The organism is Fimbriimonas sp. LA-C6 (assembly GCF_055398105.1).
In genome coordinates, this window is sequence record NZ_AP038796.1 from 240,477 (window position 1) to 256,790 (window position 16,314).

General features: G+C 51.7%; 14 protein-coding genes and 1 pseudogene. 8 read left to right on the plus strand and 7 right to left on the minus strand.

The window, feature by feature from the left end; all coding sequences use genetic code 11:
* Positions 1–7: 7 nt before the first annotated feature.
* The 6 genes and pseudogenes from ACZ51B_RS01175 to ACZ51B_RS01200 all read right to left on the minus strand — a co-directional run.
* Positions 8–1,204 (minus strand): glycosyltransferase family 9 protein, encoded by a 1,197-nt coding sequence (locus ACZ51B_RS01175; protein ID WP_464295401.1) that lies wholly within the window; start codon positions 1,202–1,204, stop codon positions 8–10.
* A complete protein-coding gene (gene murJ / locus ACZ51B_RS01180; protein ID WP_464295402.1) occupies positions 1,201–2,736 on the minus strand; it encodes a murein biosynthesis integral membrane protein MurJ in 1,536 nt (511 codons plus the stop codon). Before murJ ends, ACZ51B_RS01175 begins: the two co-directional genes overlap by 4 nt.
* A 52-nt stretch (positions 2,737–2,788) precedes the next feature.
* Positions 2,789–3,628, minus strand: a complete 840-nt coding sequence (locus tag ACZ51B_RS01185; RefSeq protein ID WP_464295403.1) for a hypothetical protein — start codon at positions 3,626–3,628, stop codon at positions 2,789–2,791.
* Entirely contained in the window at positions 3,625–4,950 is a 1,326-nt protein-coding gene (locus ACZ51B_RS01190) for a GumC family protein (protein WP_464295404.1), read from the minus strand. The genes ACZ51B_RS01185 and ACZ51B_RS01190 overlap by 4 nt, the downstream gene beginning before the upstream one ends.
* Positions 4,951–4,963: 13 nt before the next feature.
* The gene (locus tag ACZ51B_RS01195; RefSeq protein ID WP_464297207.1) at positions 4,964–6,115 is read right to left on the minus strand and encodes an SLBB domain-containing protein; all 1,152 of its coding nucleotides are present in this window, start codon (positions 6,113–6,115) and stop codon (positions 4,964–4,966) included.
* Positions 6,116–6,373: pseudogene (locus tag ACZ51B_RS01200) on the minus strand (polysaccharide biosynthesis/export family protein); the annotation flags it as partial. It lies immediately after the preceding gene.
* A gap of 136 nt (positions 6,374–6,509) precedes the next feature.
* Here ACZ51B_RS01200 and ACZ51B_RS01205 point away from each other — a divergent pair.
* From ACZ51B_RS01205 to ACZ51B_RS01225, 5 genes are all read left to right on the plus strand, one after another.
* Complete coding sequence (locus tag ACZ51B_RS01205) at positions 6,510–7,745, plus strand: glycosyltransferase family 4 protein (protein WP_464295405.1); 1,236 nt, start codon at positions 6,510–6,512, stop codon at positions 7,743–7,745.
* 120 nt (positions 7,746–7,865) lie between these two features.
* Complete coding sequence (locus ACZ51B_RS01210; protein WP_464295406.1) at positions 7,866–8,696, plus strand: hypothetical protein; 831 nt, start codon at positions 7,866–7,868, stop codon at positions 8,694–8,696.
* Between the two features lie 17 nt (positions 8,697–8,713).
* Entirely contained in the window at positions 8,714–9,325 is a 612-nt protein-coding gene (locus ACZ51B_RS01215; protein ID WP_464295407.1) for a sugar transferase, read from the plus strand.
* A 164-nt stretch (positions 9,326–9,489) separates the two neighbouring features.
* A complete protein-coding gene (locus ACZ51B_RS01220) occupies positions 9,490–10,659 on the plus strand; it encodes a DegT/DnrJ/EryC1/StrS family aminotransferase (protein WP_464295408.1) in 1,170 nt (389 codons plus the stop codon).
* A gap of 20 nt (positions 10,660–10,679) precedes the next feature.
* Entirely contained in the window at positions 10,680–12,605 is a 1,926-nt protein-coding gene (locus tag ACZ51B_RS01225) for a polysaccharide biosynthesis protein (protein WP_464295409.1), read from the plus strand.
* A 5-nt stretch (positions 12,606–12,610) separates the two neighbouring features.
* On the opposite strand, the gene ACZ51B_RS01230 is transcribed toward ACZ51B_RS01225, so the two are convergent.
* Complete coding sequence (locus ACZ51B_RS01230) at positions 12,611–13,981, minus strand: SAM-dependent methyltransferase (protein ID WP_464295410.1); 1,371 nt, start codon at positions 13,979–13,981, stop codon at positions 12,611–12,613.
* A 131-nt stretch (positions 13,982–14,112) separates the two neighbouring features.
* On the opposite strand from ACZ51B_RS01230, the gene obgE reads away from it, so the two are divergent.
* Genes obgE through rsfS form a run of 3 tightly spaced genes read left to right on the plus strand, consistent with a single transcriptional unit; the run spans position 14,113 to position 16,310 of the window.
* On the plus strand, positions 14,113–15,378 hold the full coding sequence (gene obgE, locus ACZ51B_RS01235; RefSeq protein ID WP_464295411.1) for a GTPase ObgE: 1,266 nt from the start codon (positions 14,113–14,115) through the stop codon (positions 15,376–15,378).
* The gene (nadD, locus tag ACZ51B_RS01240) at positions 15,375–15,965 is read left to right on the plus strand and encodes a nicotinate-nucleotide adenylyltransferase (protein ID WP_464295412.1); all 591 of its coding nucleotides are present in this window, start codon (positions 15,375–15,377) and stop codon (positions 15,963–15,965) included. The genes obgE and nadD overlap by 4 nt, the downstream gene beginning before the upstream one ends.
* A complete protein-coding gene (gene rsfS, locus ACZ51B_RS01245; protein ID WP_464295413.1) occupies positions 15,966–16,310 on the plus strand; it encodes a ribosome silencing factor in 345 nt (114 codons plus the stop codon). It begins immediately after the preceding gene.
* Positions 16,311–16,314 lie beyond the last annotated feature (4 nt).

Consider the following 16,314-nt stretch of genomic DNA (forward strand, 5'->3'; position numbering starts at 1 on the left):
TAAAAATTTACGTAAGGTTGAGAATCTTTTGCAACGATTGAATGACCCTTGCTTCGGGCAGTTCGGTAATACATTCCTTGGTGCCTAGAGGACAGAGTTTGAAGGAGTAGCAGCCTTTACATGGTACATCATGCTTGAGTCCAAATTCTCTGCTGTTCCACGGTTCCCATGAGTTTGCGAATTCCTGATGATTCATTATTGCGATAGTGGGAATTGAGAGTGCCGTGGCAATGTGCATCGGGCCGGTATCGCTACCTACGTAAGCATGAACTTTTGAGAGTACAGCGGCTAGTTCCATCAAGCTTAGATTCCCTGTGAGGTCTGGAAACTTGTGGTCGAGTTGATCTAGTAATGACGTGGTTGTAATGCGATCCGATGCGGCTCCGAGTAGGATAAACGTCAGGTCGTTTTGGTGCCGCTGGAAGTGGTTCACCAACGCGACGTATTTTTCGATGGGCCAGCGTTTATGTTCGAAGGTTGCGCCTGGGAAGAGTGCTACGACTTTTCTGCCATCCAAGTCGTGCTCCTTCCAAATTGTCTCTGCCTTTGTGATGGCTTCCTTGTTTAGGTGAAGCCGAAATTCTAGCTTGTCCTCTGAATATTCCGGCATGCCGGGGCATTCAAAAACCGCTCGGGCTGCAGTAACTACGTGGTGCTCCAACATTCCTGCTTTGAACTGGGCTGCCACGTCGAACTCCCTTGATTGTCGTATGGACCAGCCAATGATGGGGGCCTTGAGACCGGCTAGTCTGAAGAAGATGAGTTTTTTCAGACGTTGCTGGAAGGTTTCTAGGGTGGTTGGAAGCAATATGACGAGGTCTGGTGAGATTCGACGAAGCAGTTGCTTTGCTTGGTTGATTTGTTCCTTGACTGTGGATCCGCCTAGATCGAGGGCTTCGTCCACGAGTCCAGGGACAACAAATTCGAACCATGGGGGAACGGCACTGCCCTGAAGTGACTTCTGGACATCTTCTGAGGAGGTTTGGATGGGGAGGCTTGATAGGAAGGTAATTTTTGCCGCTGGAAACTGCTTTCTGAGGGCAACCATTGCTGGGATTGCCACGATGAAATCTCCGATTCTTGAAGGGCGGAAGAGGACAATGTTTTTGGGTTGCTGAGAGGGGCGTAACCTCTTGAAGGCCAGACGAACAAAGAGTGCGAGGGCCTTGTTTTGTTTGGCTATCTTCGCTTGGATTTCGTTCACGGGAGTGCTCCTTTGGTTTGCCCCAGCACTCTACTTAGGAGCCTTCCGAAGAACCCATAGATCTGGATGAGATCTTGTAGTTGGAAGATCTTTGCCGTGAGGATGAAGAAGCCACCGACGCCAACGAGAGCACCTACGAGCAACGAAGCAAGCGTGCGAGCCAGTCCCATCGGCGCTGATTCGGAGATGAGGAGTTTGCTGACGAGATGGATTAGGGCGGAGGTGATGGTGAGACTGATGAGCAGCTTTACGAGGAACCAAGCGTTATCGGTGCTGAGAAGCTCTTTAAGGTTCTCCCTCCATAACATTCCTGCGGCCAATAGAAACGCAATCCACCAGCTCAGGGCGTATGAGCTAGCAATTCCAACAGTCCCGTTCACGTGACTTAGCACGCCGGAGAGCGTGAAATAGAGACCTACCGTGACGACAGCAAGTACCACCGTGGGGATGATTTGGTTGCGGGCATAGAATGCTCGGAACAACATGGCCATGCAGAGCATGGGGACCATGCCGGCCATCATGTAGGGGAGGAGCTCGGCGACTTTTTCTGTTGCTGTCGCATCAAACTTCCCTCTTTGGAACATGACGGCTACTGTTGGGACGGCGAGAACGGAGACGGAGACTGCAGCTAAGCCGGCGAAGCCGAGTAGTGTCCGAATGGCTCTGGCGGTGTCGTTTCGGAAGTCTTCTAGCCGCCCTTCGGTAGTGGCTTGTGCTAAGCGCGGGACGATGACTGCGAATGGGCCCGCAATGACGAAGCCACCGAGTGCGACGAGGATTCGCTGACAGAATCCGAGGGTTGGGAGGCTGCTTGTGCTTACCTGCGGTGCCCAGTAGGCGTCGATAAACTGAAAGGCTGTGAAGATGGTCATCGAGAGGCCGATGGCTGGGATTTGCTTGATAAAATTGCGGGCTTCCGTGATGTGATCTTGCGTGGGCCGAGTGAATTCGATTTCAGATCTGGCGAGCGCGAGCAGGATGAGGCAGCCGGCAGCTGTTCCGGCAAGCATGCCGAGTGCGATGGCGTAGACGCCCAGTTTATGCCCTAGGATCAGTCCGAAGAAGATCATTCCCAGGTACGGCGTCATGGCTGCCAGGGCCGGGAAGATGAATCTCTTGGATGAGTTATGGAGGGCGCTGAGGTGTCCGAGGATCACGCTGAGTCCTGCTGTGATCCACGAGAGAATCGAAACTTTAGCGGCTACTTCTTGCAGCTCGACGGGAAGCCCCATTCCGAAGGAGTGGACCAGGAGTCCACCAAATACCAACCCGAGAAGGATCATCACCACGGCGATGATTGACATCAAGATGAGCATGGTGCCTTGGAAGCCTTTGGGTTTCGAATCCTTCAGGTTCATTTTGACCAGCAGCGGGACCATGGCGTAGCTGATGCCTGCTGTGACCATGGCGGAGACCATGGTTGGGGCGCTGATTCCGATTTGGTAGGCGCTGAGTTCTACTGAGATTCCGAAGAGGCGGGCGATGATGAGCTGGTTAACGAAGCTGATAAGGCTGCTTACAATCGAGAGCATTGAGACGATTGCGCTTGAAGCCAGGATAGATCTCTCAGCTTTTTGTGCCACGTTAGAGCCCTCTTAGTCCTTTTATCGCGGTCAACGGCTGCTTTGCGAGCTTTGAGAGGGTTACGAGCTTTTCTAGGAGTCTGTGTTTGGGCACGTGGAATCCGCGCTTTTCGAAGTCCATGGGGATGCTGTTGCGTGTGAAGAGCTCGGGCATTGCGGGGTGCCACTTCCCTTTGATGATCCCTGTGTGGGTGTATTGAAGGACCGGGTGGATGTTCGGTCCGTATTTCGCAGGATCCACATTGAGGAATGTTTCGGGACGTTTCCAGGCTCTTCGGGTTCCGTAGATTTCGAACATCCAGCCATTCTCTTCGGGACGGAGATACTCGAGGAGTGTTTCCTTGCGCCAAAGGGCAGCTTGGGTTGAGATGCGGTAGCGGGCTTTGGGGTTTACCGTCACAAGTCGCTCGTCATCTGAGGGCTTGAATGGTCCCATTGGTCCAAAGTGCGTGAGGCCTATGCACTTGATCGTGGGGTCGTCCTGCATTTTGCTCGCAAGTTGGTTGATGAGGTCACCATCGACGGGTGCTTCGATAAAGTAGTCCTCTTGGAAGTACAGAACAAGATCGGTCTCGATTTGCTCTAGTGTTTTGATGAAGCACTCGCTCCAGGTTAGTCTCGAAGTTTGATGGACCTGCACCTTCGCGGAGCGGATATTGAGCGGAGGAAAAGTGAACTCTTTCTTCTCTGTCACCAGGTAGATCGGCGCGTCAAGGGTTGGCCACTCTTTGTGAAGGAGTGTAAAGAATGGTGTCCAGCAGTCCTCGAATGCATCGCAGGAGTTAACGAGGATGGAAAACGAAGCCTGGTTCATTCGAGTCTGATGAGAGTTTGGTGTCACGCTTTCTTACGCCGTGTTGCAGCGAAGAATCCAATCATGAGGCCGAGGATCGCTCCAACTCCCACATTGCGGGTCATTTTACGTCCGTCAAACTCTTCGTCGATCGCAGGCTCGTCTAGGATCGACCAGCTGTTTGGGTCGCCCGATTTTTCAAGCAATGCTCGTTCGTACATCAGTCGGACTTGATTTACGACTCCCTCGTTTGTAGCAACGGCCCGTGAGAGGCGGAGGTATTGCAGAGTTTCGCGGGGTGCTGCCTCAACGTATTTCTTGATCGAATTGATTTGGCTTTGGACTCCGGCTTTGGCGATGCTGAGGTTTGCCGTTGAACCTGCAAGGTTGCTTTCAACTGCTTTGAGATACTTGTCTACGTCCCGCTGCATGCTTGCCCGGAGGAGTGAGTAGTTCTTTTCGGCGAGCTTTACTTCGCGCGAGTCGGGTTTGTATTTTGCGCGTTGCTCGTCTAGTTTCTGTTGAGCGGTGACAAGCTTGTCTGCCCAGAGTTGCATGGGGGGCAGATCCATGGGAGGGGTAGCTTTCTGGTCCACTGACTTTGCGAAGATTGCGCCGAGTGTTTCGTTCAGTCTTTGCATCTCCACTTCGAGCGTAGTCAGTTGCTGCTTATATGACATGGACGGGCCCATCGCACCGGAGACCGTGCTGGATGATCCCCCTGTTTTGTTGGGCGTTGTCTCTTCTTTTGTTGGTTGAGAGACCGAGATGGACCCAGCAGGTGTCGTTTTGGCTTCTTTTAGGAAGGCTTCAAGTTGTTTCTCTGCTTCTTCGAGTTGCTTTTGGCGATTCGCCAGTGCATTTGCAAGTTGGGCTGCTTGATCCGACTTAAGCGGGAGATTGATTCGACTCTTGATGTTATTGAGTACGCCGATGCCCGTTTTGACTATCTGGAGGGCTTTTTCTTTGTCGTCGTAGATGGAACTGATTTCGATTGTGTTTGCCTTGTTGTCTTCTTTGACGATGAAAGCGATCCGAAGTCTCTTCTTTGGTATCCCTGTGGCTTTCGAAATGAGATCGAGTTCGGCTTCGCTCTTGAGGATGGCCGTATACATGCCGAGGCTGCTGGAGTCGCTTCCGAGATTGATGCCTAGGGACTGGCTGATTCCTCCGAGTGAACTCTTTGAGCCGGAATTCGGGAGAATGATCTTTCCTTTTGCAGAGTAGTACTCGGGCTTTCTGACCGTGTAGGCAAAGGCGAGACCCGCTCCCACCAGCAGACCGACGGCGATCATCCAGTAGTTCTTTGAGGGGATGCCGTTGGTTCCGGAAGCATCGCTTGAGCTGTTATTCAAATCTGTTGAAGCCATAGGTTCGTCTGGTTTATCGACGGAGCGTATTGATGAAAAGAAGCGAAGATACGAAGGCCGACACGCCTTGTAGAGTGAGACCTTTCGGCTCTCCAAACACGATCACGTCCCCTGGTTCGATGACGGGGTCACCTTTTCGATCTCCATCTTTCAGGAACTCATCAAGGTTGTAGGAGTGCATCATGTACTTGCCATCTGCCGCTGGGCGCATGAGACTTACTCGGCGAAGAGTTCCTTTGCCGGACAGCCCTCCAGAGATCGCGAACACATCTGAGAGTCGGTAGGTTTTGTCGTCTGGGATGGGCACTTTGCCGGGGCGAGCGACCTCGCCGAACACGTATACGGTTCTGAGATTTTCGGGGACGACCACCAAGTCATCTCGTTCGAGTTTGTATGGAGGTGGTAGCTCGCCTTGCCTTATCTTGGAAAGATCAAAACGACGTACCTCACGTCCACGGAATACGAGCACGCCGCTTAGCGTTCCGTTAGCTGTTGCGCCTCCGGCCTTCGCAATGGCAGTGAACACGTCCGTGGAATCGCTGACCTTGTACTCGCCTTCTTTTGCTACATATCCCGACACGGTCACATTAAAGATGGCTGGCCTTTCTAGGGAGATGGAATCTCCAGGTTCTAGGATGATCTTTGCCATTTCGTCGCGTGAGGTTCGGAGCGAGAAGACTTGCCGCTGGCCACCTCTTCGAAGGACTACTTTGTACAGATCAGCCTGTAAGTTATCTGTAGCATTTTGGCCGAGATCGGCGCCGCCTGCGATTGAGATCGCTTGGTCGAGCGTTGCTCCCTCTGGGACACGTTTCTCACCGACTGATTTGAAGCCATCGAGGAGCCAGACTTTTACTGTGTTTAGTGGCTGGACGATGACCACGTCGTTCGATTGTAGTTCTGGTGCTTTGGCACCTTGCAGAAGGTCGGAGACTGCTAGGCGGGCGACGGATGCACCGCCTCGGAAGAGGCTGATCGTGTATCGATCGGAATCCTCACCGAAGGTGGAACCTGCTAAAAGCGATCTCAGGTCCATGCCGGGCTTGAGTTCTATTTGCCCAGTAAATTGAGAAGTCTTATCTTCTGCTGAAGGAACTGACGGCGTCACTTTAGCGCCCAACAGATAGACAAATCGGGTTGATTGCTTATAGAAAGAGACAAACACGTCTGGGCTATTTAGACGTTTAGATAACCGTGCAGTAATATCTTTATTAATCGCTGCTAATGTCCGCCCTTTGGCACTTATTCGTCCAAAGCCAGGCCCAGATAGTGATCCGTCGCTTACGACAGGAAACTGGCCTGAAAATTCGGGGAATGAGATAACTTGGACAGAAAGTATGTCGCCTTGTGCGACGGTTGCAGCTTGCCCAGACTGAGGCAACCTCAAGCAAAGCGCTGCGAGTAGCATGAGCCCGTGTCCCATCAGGTGACTACGATACCTCAGTTAATCGACCTCGACGACGAGACTGCAGGAAGATTGTCGTCCAAGTACAATTATGGTGATTGAACGAGCCCCAAATTGCCCCGCAAGGGTGACTTGAGGAACCACATGAGCCCCTATGCAGCGAATTCTTAATGTTTGGATCTTGTCACCTTATGGGCCCTTACCTGGCAGCGGTTGGCGAGACCACCGTACGACTTTGATCGCAAAGGCTCTGAGTTCACGGGGGCATCGTGTGACTCGGTGGGTTTCTACTTTTGACCACAATGGCAAGGCTTTCTATAACTATCCAGGGAACCGATTTGAGGTCGACAGCAACTTTGCAGTGCGGCTGATCGACTCGAAGGCCTACCAAAAGAACATCAGCCTCGACCGGGTCTTGAGTGAAATTCAGTTCGGCAAGGGGTTTGAAAGAGAGAGTGCAGGTGAGGAGAATCCCGATGTGCTGGTCGTGATTGACCCTGCACTGTTTTATGGCAGCAGCATCCAGTCTGTTGTGAAGAGAACTGGCTGCAAGTTGATTGTTGACGTGGTTGATGCTTGGCCGGAGTTGTTTGCCTATGTCCTGCCGAAATCGATTCGAAGATTTGAGAAGCTCCTATTTGCTCCGCTCTATTGGGAAAGACGGAAACTTTGGCGGAGTGCGGATGGGATGATCTCCGTTTGCGCAGCCTATATGGAGATTATCGAGCGCAATCTTCGGCCACAGAAATTTGAAAAAGAGACCCTCTATATTGGCGTTGATCAGACTCTCTTGAGGCCGCCGGAAGTTTGCCCTCGGCCTGATCTTGCCACTCGACTTTCTGGCGATTCGAGCCTGAAGGCAGTCTATGCAGGGAGTCTGGGCCAACACTACGACATCGACACTCTGCTTCAGGTTGGAGAGGAGATTGATCGCCAGGGATACGACATCAAGATATTTATCGCCGGACATGGCCCTGAGAAACATCGTGTCGAAGCCTCTCAATCTAAGTCCATAGAATATTTGGGTTTGCTCAACAGCGAGGAACTGAGTTGGGTGTATAGCAGGTGCGACGTCGGGCTATGTACGTACAGCAAGGAATCGACTGTGTCGTTTCCTGTGAAGGCCTTTGACTATTTGGCGGCTGGGCTGATTGTTGTTAGTTCGCTTGGGGGCGACCTGAAGAAAGTGCTTGACGAGAGTGCTGCAGGCATCGACTATGTAGGTGGTTCCAGGGACAGTCTCACTGCGGTGTTAACTGAACTTTGTAACGATAGGCAGAAAGTTGCAGAAATGAAGGCTAACTCCTTGCGTAAGGGTTCAGAGTTTGATATAGCACCCATCTATGCAAAGTACAACGCGTTTACGGAACGAATTGCGTCGAGTGGTTAGGCCCGAAAATAGCAAATCGGCATGAAGATTGAGTCATTGAGTAAGTGAAAACATCCGCAAATTTGGGCTGATTAGCTTTTCTTAAAGACATGTTTAAAAGGCACTGGTACAATTGCCTTCATGTTAAGGGTTGCTTCGGTTCCCAAGCGTGCGCTACCCGCGTTTCTTACTGCCTTCATACTTTCCACGGTTGGAAGCGCACAGTCTGGATCGAACAGTTCCTTCACCACCGGCGAGTCGTTTATACAATTCAGAAATGTATCTGGGTTGCCTGGCGGCGGCTACGGGGTGACGAAGGACGGTGAGCAAAGTATCCGAGGCGCCATGGCACTGTCTACGCCGATTGCCTACTCGCTTGGTCAATACCGTATGGCAGGCGGCCTTGCCAACATGAGCTTGGATTCAAAGTTTCGTGGCTTTTCGTTTGTGAAAGGTGATAAACAGCAGAACGGATCCGGTTTTGGAACAGTTGGATTTGAAGTTGGATCGTTCCGACTGTCTGCAACGTTCTTTATGAAGAGCCGATTGAGAGATAGTTCTTTTAACTTCCATGTTCAGTTGCCTTACGAATACCAGGGAACGTCTTTTGGATTAGGAATTCAGGATTTGTCTGGTAAGGGCGGAGCAGCGAGTCAGGGGCAACCTGTTGACAACAACAATAGTCGGTCTGTTTACGGCGTGGCTACTCACTCGTTTGGTCATGAGGTGTTTGCATCGGTTGGAGTTGGAACTCGACGATTCAAGGGAGTCTTTGGGAACGTATCCTTCAGTCCGGCAGATCGTTGGAAGGCGGCGCTTGAGTTTGATACGTTCAACTGGAACTACATTGTGGGTTACGAATTCCCTGAAGTTAAAGCGATCAGCATTGCTGGCCATGGCGCCAAGCTGACATTGACGGCAGGATATGAGCGTGGTTCGTTCCCTGTTTGGACTGCGACCTTAGGCTTCTAGTTTCGGCATCTGCGAGTATGAGCAGCGATTCACAGACCAAGATGGATTTGTACACATTGTTAAAGCGGGTGTTGGATGTCGTGTTTGCAGTCATGACCATCATTCTCCTGGCTCCAATCATGGGTTTGATCGCGTTGGCAATCCGAATCTCTTCTCCGGGGCCGATCCTGTTTGTTCAGCCTCGATTGGGGATGAACGGACAGCCATTTGGGATTTTCAAGTTCCGAACAATGATCCATAACGCGCCCCCTGTGGTGAACGCTGATGGTTCGACCTTTACGGGTGATAAGGATCCCCGGGTAACTAAGATCGGCCGTATCCTGAGAAAGACAAGCCTTGATGAACTCCCGCAGTTCTTTAACGTCATCCAAGGAACCATGAGTCTTGTGGGCCCGAGGCCTGATCTTGTTTCCCAGCTTGAGCTGTACTCCGAAGATGAGAAGGAGAAGCTTGTGGTCAAGCCAGGCATTACAGGGCTGGCTCAGATCAGTGGTCGGAACTCCATCTCATGGGCTGATCGGAAGCAAAAAGACATTGAATACGTTCGGACTCGGACGTTGTTTATGGATGCGTCCATTTTGATTCGCACCATTCCCTATGTGCTCTTGCGCAAGGATGTGAATACCTAAGATGTTGGGAAAGCATGCAAGTCAGAGCTTTATGATGCGTGGTCCTGAGAGGAGTTCTCGCCTTTGTGCCACGGGAGAAGACACTCACACTCCAACATTTAGCTCACAGCGGTCCGTTTCACTTGCAAGCACCACCATGCCCAAACGTCTTTGAGTGATATTTTATGATTACGAAAACAAGAGAGACATTCCTTCCCTATCATCCGCCTTGTATCGGTGAGGAGGAGATAGAGGAGGTCGTTGATAGTCTCCGCTCGGGTTGGATTACTACTGGGCCGAAGACGAAGCGGTTTGAGCAGGCTTTCACAGACTTTATTGGTTGTGAATCTAGCTTAGCACTCAGTTCTTGTACAGCAGGCCTTCACCTGGCGCTCGTTGCATTGGGAATTGGGCAAGGCGATGAGGTCATTACGACAACGCTTACCTTCTGCGCGACAGCTAATGTGGTGGAGCATGTGGGAGCTATTCCAGTGCTGGTGGATGTTGAGCCAGATACGCTGAACATTGATCCTGTCAAGGTTGAGGCTGCGATCACTCCTCGAACCCGAGCAATTATTCCGGTTCATTACGCCGGGCACCCGGTGGACCTGGACGCGATTATGGATATCGCCAAACGCCATGGACTTGCTGTGATTGAGGATGCTGCCCATCCTCTGCCGGCCAAGTACAAGGGCAAGATGATTGGTTCACATGGCAACTTGACTGCCTTTAGCTTTTACGCGACGAAGAACCTGACTACGGCTGAGGGCGGCATGCTGGTGGGTCCACCTGAGTTGATTGACAAGGCCCGTGTGATTGGTTTACATGGGATGGACAAGGATGCGTGGAAGAGGTTTGACAAGGCGGGGTCGTGGAAGTACGATGTTGTCGCACCAGGATTTAAGTACAATATGACTGATATCCAGGCGGCTATCGGATTGGTGCAGCTTACAAAGCTGGAACCGTTCCAGGCAAGAAGGCGTCACTTAGTCAATCGGTATTTGAACTCATTGGGCCGACTGAAGTTCTTTGAGATGCCGGTCGAGAGGGATGATGTTGAGACAGCTTGGCACCTGTTTGTCTTGCGACTCAATTTGGAAACGCTTGGAATCGATCGCGATCAGTTTATTGAAGAACTCAAGGACAGGAACATTGGCACCTCGGTTCACTATAAACCTCTTCATTTACACAGTTATTATTTGAATAAGTATGGGTTCACCCCTAACGATTTTCCGATTGCAAGCACAAACTATGAACGCATGATCAGTTTGCCGCTCAACTTAACGATGAGTGATGATGATCAGGATGACGTCATCTCAGCAATCCTTGAGATCGCTGAGAAATACGCAAAGTAAGTTACAAGGAGTATAGGGTTATGGCTGGAAGCGAAGACAGCGTCGCAGATCGACTTAGGTTCGGTAAGTTCGGTCGTTTGCTTCGGGATATGGTTCCCGATGCGATACTTTTTGGAGTTGCTTACCTAGCTGCTTACTGCCTCGTCTTGCGATCTACTCCACTCCAAACCTTAGCGCCTCTTGCCTTGGTCGGCGTTTTGGTCGGCCCTTGTATTCTGATTTTCCGGGGACTTTACAACGTTAATATCCGCTACCTAGGAGTCCTTGATTTTATCAATATCGGGTTGAGCAGTGTGGCAGTAAGCGTGATTATGTGCTTGACGCAGGTGGTCCTTGCTGGGATGCCAGTGTTTGAGTCCGTTGTTAGCACGCTTCTGTTTAGCTACTTTGCAGTCACTCTGCTATGCGGTACTCGTATTGCCCGTCGTTCTTTAGCTTGGCGAGGCTATTTTGGAAGCACGAACCACTCCAATGCACGAAGAACGCTGATTGTTGGCGCTGGTGACGCGGGTGAGGCTATTTATCGAGAAATCGCGCGTGCGGCCTCTCCGAAATACTTAGTTGTTGGTTTTGTGGATGACGACCCACGCAAGGCTGGACAGACCATTCACAGAATCCGCGTGCTTGGGACAAGCAAGGATATTCCCCGGTTGGTCACCAAGTTTGATATTGATGAGATTCTGCTTGCGGTTCCTTCTGCGACTCAGAAGGATATGCGGAATATCATTGATGAGTGCAATAAGACCCGGGCTCGGGTGCGATCACTGCCTGCGCTCACGAAAGCGCTTGCCGGTAATGCGAAGCTGTCGAATTACCTGATCCCGATTAATGTGAATGAGCTGCTTCGGCGGGAGCATGTTGAGAGCGATGTTCAGGCGACCGCTAGCTACACAAACGGTAATCGCGTCTTGATCACGGGATCGGGTGGTTCGATTGGCGGGGAGTTGGCACGACAGGTGGCTCGTCTGAACCCAACCGAGTTGATCTTGCTTGGTCGTGGCGAGAACAGCATTTACGAGATTGAGCAGGAGCTTCTGCAGACCAGCGGGTTGGTTCCCACTACGGTGATCGCCGATGTGCGAGACCGTGGAGCGATGGAGCGGGTGTTTGAGAAGTACAAGCCCAATGTCGTTTTCCATGCGGCTGCTCATAAGCATGTGCCGCTGATGCAGCAGCACCCTATCGAAGCCTTTTGTAACAACGTCATTGGCACGATGAACGTGGCAGAGATGAGTGTGAGACATGCAGTGACGAACTTCATACTCATCTCCACAGATAAGGCAGTGAATCCTTCCAACATCATGGGTGCGACCAAGAGGATCTGTGAGTTCATCATTTGCTCGTTGGCTGAGCAGAGTGAGACGAATTTCTCGATTGTCAGATTTGGAAATGTTCTTGGAAGTCGTGGCAGCTTGGTACCGGCCCTGGAGGCTCAGATTAAGCGGGGTGGACCGATTCGGATTACTCATCCGGATATGACCCGGTACTTCATGACCATCCCCGAAGCTGTTCAGTTGATTGTTCAGGCTGGGGCGATTGGAAAGCGTGGTGAGATCTTCATTCTCGACATGGGGCAGCCCGTGAAGATCATGGAGATCGCTGCTGAGTTGATTCGCATGCACAATCTCGTGTTGGATGTGGATATCACCATCCAGTTCACTGGAATCCGTCCGGGTGAGAAGATCCACGAAGAGTTGGTTTACGATAAGGAAGAGCTTGCGCCGACCATTCATCCCAAGATTCGAATGGTCGCCAATCAGAACACCTTTGAATGGACTTCTTTGCGGAAGCAGATTCACGACATCAAGGCCAAGTGCGACTCAGACGATATTGAGTCTGTCCGGCGTTCCATTATGGAGCTTAGCTGGACGGGGGCTTCGCCCTATCAGGCAGTGGTGAACGCCGTGAACCTGACCTCCAATGAAGAAGTGCCAAGCAACGGATGATCGGGTCAGAGTCGGCTGAGTAGGTACATGACTCGCTCGGACTCGTCCAGTTCGACCCTTTTTACGACGGTGAAGAATTGTTCGAAAGCCGTGCGGAACTCTTCATCTGTGTATCGAGAGAACCGCTCGTCTCGGCCGGCCACTAGTGTTTGGGCTTGTTTGTCTGAGGCGGGGACGAATTCTACGATGGCTTTTGCGGCGCACTTTGCGAAGGACTCGGCTATTTCGGTGAAAGGGATGAAGCGGCCGATGGCTAGGTGGTGAATGACGGCTAGGGCGACGATGCAGTCTGCGTTTGACCTCTCGAAAACGGATGACCTTTCTTTTGCTGCCCAGCCAAGCGAGGGGGTTGGGTTTGCCCAGTCGCAGATGAGGGGTAAGACTTTTGTGTTGGCTTGCGATTTGCGGAGACGGTAGTGGGTCTGGACGGCGTCGTGGTCGATATCCCAGGCGATGACCTCTTTGGCGTATTGTGCTTCCAGGGTTGGAAACTCACCGGTGTTTGCGCCGATGTCCCATACGACCGTTGGGTTTGCCTCTGCCAGAAATGCTGCAACCACATCTTTTTTGGAGTTGAATCCGGTGCTGGAGTAGCTCTCTAGGGGTTTGTAGTCGTCCCAGGTGACATCGATGGATTTCGGTTGGAAGCCGTTGATGGTGGAGGTGAGGTTTGCGATGAGACCAAGAACTGCTTGCTTCGTGACTTTGAGCGACTTTACTTGTCTGGAGTTTGCGCCTGAATCTTTGCCTATGGCTTTTGCGTGAGCGTGGATATGAATTCCGATACCCATGGAGAGGCGACTTCGAAATGGGAGCAACCTGGATGTGAGGTCGAGGGGGAATCCTTCGAGGCATTGACGCCATAGGCCGAATACCCTGGGATCGCCAAAGTGCATGAGGGCTAGGGGCGCTAGGAAGTGCTCGCAGAACTGTTTATAGGCCACCCAAGGTTCGCCTTCCGTGTATTTCTCGAAGGAGAGCGTGTCCATGAAGATGGGTTGGCCGCCTTGAAACTGGATGTTGAAGGCGCTTGCATCTTTTAGGACCATGCCGTGGTTGAGGGCTTCTTGTTGGATCGAAAGCGTTAGGAGCGCGGCGTCTCGGAGTTGTTCAAAGCACCACTCGTAGGGGTAGGAGATGAAGCTGAGTCTTTGCGGTTTGATCACGAGGGCAGCGGTTTCTGGATCCAACGGGGAGTCAGATACTTCTTCGTGGGAGACTAGCCAACCCTTGGAGACAAGACTCTTGTAGAGTCCAGATTCCATGAGCAGTTGGTAGTCGGAAAGGCCAACTTGGTTTACCTGCCGGAAGAGCTCTCCGCCTCTTGTAAAAACGAATCCGGAGTCATCTCTGAAGGAGGCAGGGTGTTGGCTCATGTGCGGCACTCCAAGTGGGACGTTCAATTTGGATGAATGTTTAGTGTTTTAGCCTCGTTTCAAGACTAGTGTTTTGAGGTTGGTCAGGTTCGGGATGGGAGTAGGGTCTTGGAGAAGGTAAACTAGTGTCTATGTTCCTAGACGAAGCCGTCGTTGAGTTTTTCTCCGGGCGCGGTGGGTCTGGTGCTGTTAGCTTCCATCGCGAAAAGCATGTCCCACGCGGTGGACCCAATGGATCTGATGGAGGTCGTGGCGGCGATATCATCTTGATTGCCGACAGAGCCAGGCGAACCCTGTACGACTTTAAGCTACAACCCAAATTTATGGCCGAAGATGGCGTGCACGGAAATGGTAATAAGCGTGGCAAAAACGCGCCGAGCATTACCATTAAAGTTCCCGTGGGCACCATCGTGACCGACACTGAGACTGGTGATCTTCTGGTCGATATGACAACTCACGGCATGAAGTACATCATCTGCCGTGGTGGTAAGGGTGGGTTTGGTAACGAGCACTATGCCTCTTCCGTGCGTCAGGTGCCGAACTTTGCTCAGAAGGGCGCGCCAGGTGACTACGTTCGAGCGAAGTTAGAGCTTAAGCTTCTGGCTGACGTCGGTCTTGTTGGGCTGCCTAACGCTGGCAAGAGCACACTGATTTCACGAATTAGCGCGGCACGACCCAAGATTGCCGATTACCCATTTACAACGATCATCCCTAACCTGGGTGTGGTGCGGTATCAGGGTGAGAACTTTGTGGTTGCCGACATGCCTGGACTGATTGAGGGTGCCAACCAAGGAATCGGTTTGGGGCATCAGTTCTTGAAGCATGTGGAGCGGACGCGGGTTTTGGTCCATGTGGTGGACTGCTTCCCTTCCGATGAATCGGATCCCTTTGCGAACTTTGAGCTGATTGAGAATGAGCTGAAGCTTTACAGCCAAGAGATCTGGGAGCGGCCCCGCATCATTGCTCTCAACAAGATGGACATTATTCCGGGAGAGATCTACAACGCTCTTCGGGAGAAGTTCGAGACGTTAGGCGTTCCGCTTCATCCAATCTCGGCGGTTACTGGTGAAGGCATTGATGGGCTTTTGTTTGCGCTTGTTGAGGTTCTGAAGGCAACTGCTCCTGAAGAAGAGGTGCCGGTTCTTACCCCTGCGCTTAAGGCTGCGGATGAGAATTATTGGGAAGTGGAGGCCACCGAGGACGGCTTCAAGATTGTGGGCAAGCGTATTGCTCGTATGGTCGCTATGACCGATCTTGGAAACGATGAGGCATTGGCTTACCTCCATCGACGACTGCAGCGAATTGGTGTGATTGAGCGCCTTCGCAGCGTAGGAGCTCAAGAGGGCGACACGGTCTCTGTGGGAGAAGTTGAGTTTGCCTTCTCAGACGAAATATGAAAATCGGAATCTTTGGGGGTACGTTCGATCCTCCACACTATGGGCATCTTGCGTTGGCGAAGGCGTGTATTGAGCAACTTGAATTAGACGAGTTGATCTTTTTGCCTGCCAACCGAAACCCATTGAAGACTCGAACCATCCACACGGCGGCCAAGCACCGCATGGCGATGGTGCAGAAGCTGATTGCGAAAGAAGAGAAGATGGCAGTGAGCGACATGGAGATCACCCGTGGCGGCGCTAGCTATACCGTGGACACGCTGGGCGAGCTTCAGATGGTTCAACCAGCGGACTATTGGTTCTTGATGGGGGCTGATTCTCTGAAAGGGATCTCCAACTGGAAGAACCCTCAGAGATTGCTGAGACTGTGCCGCATTGGAGTGGTGATTCGACCACCTATGTCGGAGAGCGATGTCACCTCTCGGATACCAGAAGAATTCAAAGATCGCATTGATCTCGTGAAGATGACACCCGTTGAGGTTTCCTCAACTGAACTGAGAGAACGATTGGCTGAAGGCAAGAACATCACGGGCCATTTGCCAGAAACCGTTCTAAGATATATACAAGAGAACAAACTCTACAAGAACTGAATGGATTCCACAGAAAAACTTGAACAGATCGTGGCTGCAGCCGAAGACATGAAAGCCGAACGAATCGAGACCCTCGATGTTCGCGCCAAGACGTCTGTTGCAGACTACTTCGTCGTATGCAGCGGTACTAGCGACCGACACGTCCAGTCGATTGCCGATAAGATTGCCGAGAAACTGGCGATTGCCAAGGCCAAGCCTATCCGCGTTGAGGGAGACCGAAGCGGATGGGTGCTTCAGGATTACGGCGATATCATTCTCCACGTGATGCGCGAGGAGCAGCGCCAGTTTTACGATCTGGAAGCTCTTTGGGCAAATATTCAGCCTGATCCAAACCTCGAAGTCTAATTCG

Excerpts from the sequence above, each read along its gene's own strand:
- murJ (WP_464295402.1), bottom strand. The coding sequence starts at position 2,736 with ATGCTCTCGATTGTAAGCAGCCTTATCAGCTTCGTTAACCAGCTCATC.
- ACZ51B_RS01190 (WP_464295404.1), bottom strand. The coding sequence starts at position 4,950 with ATGGCTTCAACAGATTTGAATAACAGCTCAAGCGATGCTTCCGGAACC.
- ACZ51B_RS01205 (WP_464295405.1), top strand. The coding sequence starts at position 6,510 with ATGCAGCGAATTCTTAATGTTTGGATCTTGTCACCTTATGGGCCCTTA.
- ACZ51B_RS01210 (WP_464295406.1), top strand. The coding sequence starts at position 7,866 with ATGTTAAGGGTTGCTTCGGTTCCCAAGCGTGCGCTACCCGCGTTTCTT.
- ACZ51B_RS01215 (WP_464295407.1), top strand. The coding sequence starts at position 8,714 with ATGAGCAGCGATTCACAGACCAAGATGGATTTGTACACATTGTTAAAG.
- ACZ51B_RS01220 (WP_464295408.1), top strand. The coding sequence starts at position 9,490 with ATGATTACGAAAACAAGAGAGACATTCCTTCCCTATCATCCGCCTTGT.
- ACZ51B_RS01225 (WP_464295409.1), top strand. The coding sequence starts at position 10,680 with ATGGCTGGAAGCGAAGACAGCGTCGCAGATCGACTTAGGTTCGGTAAG.
- ACZ51B_RS01230 (WP_464295410.1), bottom strand. The coding sequence starts at position 13,981 with ATGAGCCAACACCCTGCCTCCTTCAGAGATGACTCCGGATTCGTTTTT.
- obgE (WP_464295411.1), top strand. The coding sequence starts at position 14,113 with ATGTTCCTAGACGAAGCCGTCGTTGAGTTTTTCTCCGGGCGCGGTGGG.
- nadD (WP_464295412.1), top strand. The coding sequence starts at position 15,375 with ATGAAAATCGGAATCTTTGGGGGTACGTTCGATCCTCCACACTATGGG.
- rsfS (WP_464295413.1), top strand. The coding sequence starts at position 15,966 with ATGGATTCCACAGAAAAACTTGAACAGATCGTGGCTGCAGCCGAAGAC.